This is a genomic window from Armatimonas sp., assembly GCF_031410135.1.
Lineage (GTDB): Bacteria > Armatimonadota > Armatimonadia > Armatimonadales > Armatimonadaceae > Armatimonas.
The window spans coordinates 1-3,784 of the sequence record NZ_JANNYP010000033.1 but is presented as its reverse complement, the minus strand read 5'-3'; the positions used below and the strand labels follow the sequence as shown (position 1 = coordinate 3,784).

The window sequence follows — 3,784 nt, the reverse complement described above, 5'->3', positions numbered from 1 at the left end:
TTAATAACTACCAGATAAGCCGACGACCGGGTTCGAACCGGTGACCTGCTGTTTACGAATCCTGATTGACTCTCCAGAACTCTACAGACTCCCCTCCTAAAGCATACGACCGTTTGCTAGAATCTACTGCTTCTTTCGCCCGGCTTGGCTGTCAGATTGGCTGTCAAGCCAGCATCAGAGGAAGCACCCTCCGGTGCATTCCCGCTTATTGTCTGGCTCTTCTGGTGTAGTACCAAACTGAACCATCCGCAGCGGAACGCGAGCACGATGTAAATAAATCCCATCATCATGCTTCCGCTCTCTTTCCTCAAGCTGGCACGCCAGTTCAAAATCTTCAGCATCCATCGCTTGCCATTCTTCATCGGATTGATTCGGGCACATCCAACATGATGAGCGAGGCGGGTCAGGCCATCCCATACTTCGCACTAATTCCACACAACCATCCCTAGAAAGCTGTATGTCATCTTCCAGAAGTGGATACCTCAAAAAACCTCGCCCGACGCGAACACGCCGCATTTCGTTAGTGGAGTACCCTAGCCATGTTACCCAGTGCTTATGCCCTCGACTTCTAAGCCATCGCTCAGCAACTCTTACTTTCCACTCGCCAGCACAATAGGTTGAAAGTTTGCCAGTAGTAGTAAAAACCGGCAACAGTAAGTCACCATTACCGCTGTAAAGATCAACGGTTGCCCACGCTGACTTCGGAATAATTTCCATCGTCACTCCTACTGCTTTCAGATTCGGAATTAGTACCCCGTGGACATATCGCCACGTAGTTGCCTTCTCCCGCTCAGTGTCTACCATTAGGGCCACATCGGGCGCGGCGAGCCTCCCAGAGCATATGAGCGCGGCAATCGCGGCAGACTGAGTACCCCCACCGCAGTTCCAGACTTCAGCACCAGTATATAAAACGATATCTTCGCCAAATAGCGCAGTCTGCCGGATAGTATTCACTCCGCTCCCCCTTCCCCTTTTGCGATGATCTCCAGCAAGCGCGGGACGCTCACCATTCGCTTGCCCATGCCGGGGATTTCCACGAGTGGCAGAGCCCCCTTTCGCGCCATGTCGTAGCTCTTCGTGACACTCGCTCCCAGCAGCTCCCCCGCCTGGGGAATCGTGATGGTGAGCATCTGCCGGTAAATCGCGAGCCGCTCGGGCAGTGGGAGGAGGGAGATGCCCGATTCCGTTGTAGGAGCTGGCTTGCTGGCCTTGCGGCGCGTGGCGCTCCGCAGGGTCTCTTTCGTTGCTTGGTTCATCATGGAGCGACCTCCGAGGAAACCCCCGGCTTTAGCCGTGGGAGGAATCGGGAACCGCATGGAAGTACCCGCGATTGAATCTTCAAGTTAGTCTCTCCTCGTTTTCACTGTTGAAGGCAAAGCCCCGGACGTTTGCCCCGCCATGAAAAACAAAGATTCGTTCAACAGCGCGACAGATTGACTCTTGGAACTCCATACGATTAAACTCCTTGTGTTTAATGTCGTTTAGTGGTGCGTAACCGTCCGACCAAAGCAGGCGGTGAATCAATTCGTGAAGTACGACCGTTGCTTTATCAGCAGAGTCTAGGAACTCGTTCACGAGGATAGAGCCGTTACAGCAAAAGCCTTTGAAGCTACAATTCGGGTCGAAGTCGAAATAAAACACGTCGCCGCCATACTTGGAAGTCAATTCCAGCATGGACAGGAGATCAGTTTCACCCCGGCGAATCCCAAGATCAGCCGCGATTGTCTGAGCAATTCGATTGACTTCAGAATCAAACGCAACCTTTCCAGACTTCAGAATGTCTGACATGGTGGTTCTCCTAATCGGGAATCCACCAAGGCACAGGGTATGTTTTCCAGACGCTCCCTGTGCCTTGGCACAGTTAGCAGACGGCATACCCGTTAATGTGAACAGTGAGCTTTGCGCCCATGTCTTCAGCGGCTTTCTTGACTGAAGCCAGCTTCTCAAAAATCGCAACTGGAGTGCTTGCTCCAGCGTGATAAACTTCCCATCCATTCTCAGTTGCATAAGCGTTAAACATCTTCGATACTCCTCCGTTACCTTGATTAAGTAACAAAGAAGTGTATCACGGTGTGTACACTCTGTCAACACTATTGACAAATAAAGTTTCACAGTGTATACACAGTGGGGGAGAATTGTAACACCATGCCAAGTGAACGGAAGGTTATTGTGTTTCGTCCTGATGAGGACGAGGAAAAGATGGTTGAGTACCTGCTGAAGATTCGCGGCGGGTCTGCTTCGCGCTTGCTCGGAACTGCCATTCGCGAGATGGCAAACCGAGAGAACTTTTTCAAACAAGGGGAAAATACAGCACACAGTATTGACAAGGTGTAAACACCGTGATAATATAGTGGTATGTTGAAACCTGGATATAAGAAGAACTCTGGAGCAGTCTTTAACTTGTACCTCCATCTCGTTTGGTGTCCAAAGTACCGCCGACCTATTCTTGTTGGCGCGGTTGCCGAACGTCTCAAAGAGCTTCTTATCGAGAAGGCCGATACCCTTGGAATCGAGATTGCAGGCATGGAAGTTATGCCCGACCATGTTCACCTCTTTATCGGCGCACTTCCCACAGGCACCCCCGCAAAGTATGTGCAGAGCTTCAAAGGCTACACCTCGCGGGTTCTTCGTCAAGAGTTCCCCCACCTTGAGCGCAAAATGCGGGTTCTCTGGTCTCCGTCGTACTACATCGGTTCGGCTGGAAACGCTTCTGCCTCCGTGATTAAAAAATACATTGCTGAACAGAAAACGAGAGACGGAGAAGCCAGCAAAGAAACGCCGCAAGCGAGTTCGGTCAATGTCCAAACCAGCCTTAGATTGTCCTTCGTAGAAGTTACCAAGATTCAGCCCGAGGAGCGCGGTTAAGTGAAACTCGTCGCACAGGTCAAGCTCCTTGCTACTCCAGAGCAAAAGCAAGTTCTCCTCGCCACGCTCCGCAAAGCGAACGAGGCTTGCAACCGCATGTCTGAGTACGCATGGGAAAATAAGTGCTTCAAGCAATTTGACCTGCACAAAGCCTGCTATCACAACATCCGTGAGGGGTTCGGACTTGCTTCTCAGTTGATTATTCGCTGTAATGCCAAAGTCGCCGACTCTTACAAGCTGGACAAAGCGACAAAGCGCACTTTTCGCCCCACGGGTTCTATCGCCTACGATTCCCGCATCTTGACTTTCTTCACCAAGGAGAGCCAAATTTCGCTCTGGACAGTTGCCGGGCGCATGAAGATTCCCTTTGCCGCTGGAGAGCTTCAGAAGGAAATGCTTCTGACTCAAAAAGGCGAGTGCGATCTTTGCTTTATCGGTGGTGAGTTTTACCTGATGGTGGTCTGCGACATTGTAGAAGCTCCGCAAAACGAAACTACCGAGTTTTTGGGTGTAGACCTTGGCATTGTTCAGATTGCTTCTGACAGCGAAGGAAATCAATACAGCGGGGAGGCTATCCGCTCCCTTCGTCGCCGAATGCGAAAGCTCAAAGCAGGGCTTCAGCACACGGCTAAAAAACATGGTTCTAAGTCGGCGAAAAGGCATCTTCAAAAGTTGCGTCGCCGTCAATCTCGGTTCACTCGTTGGGTGAATCACAATATCAGCCGTCGCCTTGTCGAATCGGCGGCTGTCTCTGGTAAGGCAATCGCTCTTGAAGACCTCAGTGGAATTCGAGAACGGGCTTCGGTTATGAACAGAGAAATGCGTTTTGAGCTTGGAAACTGGAGTTTCGATCAGCTTAAACAGTTTGTCAGCTACAAGGCGAGACGTGCAGGAGTGCCCGTGGTTCTGGTTGATCCAC

The 3,784-nt window shown here is 51.1% G+C and carries 4 protein-coding genes and 1 pseudogene; 3 read left to right on the top strand and 2 right to left on the bottom strand.

Features of this window, described 5'->3' with window-relative positions:
* Positions 1 to 950 precede the first annotated feature (950 nt).
* A complete protein-coding gene (locus RMO15_RS01180; RefSeq protein ID WP_309707087.1) occupies positions 951 to 1,259 on the bottom strand; it encodes a hypothetical protein in 309 nt (102 codons plus the stop codon).
* Positions 1,260 to 1,338: 79 nt separating this feature from the next.
* On the bottom strand, positions 1,339 to 2,007 hold the full coding sequence (locus tag RMO15_RS01175) for a hypothetical protein (protein WP_309707085.1): 669 nt from the start codon (positions 2,005 to 2,007) through the stop codon (positions 1,339 to 1,341).
* 138 nt (positions 2,008 to 2,145) lie between these two features.
* Here RMO15_RS01175 and RMO15_RS01170 point away from each other — a divergent pair, with 138 nt between their 5' ends.
* From RMO15_RS01170 to RMO15_RS01160, 3 genes and pseudogenes are all read left to right on the top strand, one after another.
* Positions 2,146 to 2,334, top strand: coding sequence for a hypothetical protein (locus tag RMO15_RS01170; RefSeq protein ID WP_309707083.1), 189 nt, complete (start codon positions 2,146 to 2,148; stop codon positions 2,332 to 2,334).
* Between the two features lie 21 nt (positions 2,335 to 2,355).
* A pseudogene (gene tnpA / locus RMO15_RS01165) lies at positions 2,356 to 2,736 on the top strand (IS200/IS605 family transposase); the annotation flags it as partial.
* A 129-nt stretch (positions 2,737 to 2,865) separates the two neighbouring features.
* On the top strand, positions 2,866 to 3,784 hold a 919-nt coding region (locus tag RMO15_RS01160; RefSeq protein WP_309707081.1), incomplete at its 3' end, for a transposase.

Bases quoted from the DNA above. Each gene is read 5' to 3' on its own strand.
- RMO15_RS01175 (WP_309707085.1), bottom strand. From the start codon at position 2,007: ATGCAACTGAGAATGGATGGGAAGTTTATCACGCTGGAGCAAGCACTC.
- RMO15_RS01180 (WP_309707087.1), bottom strand. From the start codon at position 1,259: ATGATGAACCAAGCAACGAAAGAGACCCTGCGGAGCGCCACGCGCCGC.
- RMO15_RS01170 (WP_309707083.1), top strand. From the start codon at position 2,146: ATGCCAAGTGAACGGAAGGTTATTGTGTTTCGTCCTGATGAGGACGAG.